Source organism: Vibrio sp. 1069 (assembly GCF_033340555.1).
In genome coordinates, this window is sequence record NZ_JAWOWP010001005.1 from 1 (window position 1) to 506 (window position 506).

General features: G+C 48.6%; 1 protein-coding gene. It reads right to left on the reverse strand.

The window, feature by feature from the left end; genetic code table 11:
• A partial coding sequence (locus R7040_RS30290) for an acetyltransferase (RefSeq protein WP_318098170.1) occupies positions 1-506 on the reverse strand: 506 nt, incomplete at both ends.

Here is a 506-nt window from a genome sequence, read left to right on the forward strand (position 1 = left end):
GCCACACATCCCCTAACCATTGCTGGAATTGGCGCTTGTACGGCTTGTCGTTGAAGTAATCCCCTAACACCTGCTCATCAACTGGCAACGCTTTCACATGGACCACGATCTTAGTCATGCGCCCCATCAGCATGTCTTTAAAAGGTTTGTCCGTATTCTCTGGATACGCGAGGGTCACATCGATGATGTTCTCAAACTGCTCGCCCATTGCCGCCAATGTGTAAGCAATACCGCCTGACTTGGGTTGCAACAGGTATTGGTAGCCCGCTTTGCTTTTACGCTGCTTCTCTTCAGTAAAGCGTGTACCTTCCACGTAGTTCACAACCGTGGTTGGAGTATGCTTGAACTTGGCACACGAACGACGTGTGGTTGCCAAATCTTGGCCACGTTTGTGAGGGTTACGAATTAAATACTCACGAGAGTAACGACGCATGAAAGGCATGTCTAAAGCCCAACATGCCATACCAATAAACGGCACATACAGCAGTTGTTGCTTGAGGAAAAAC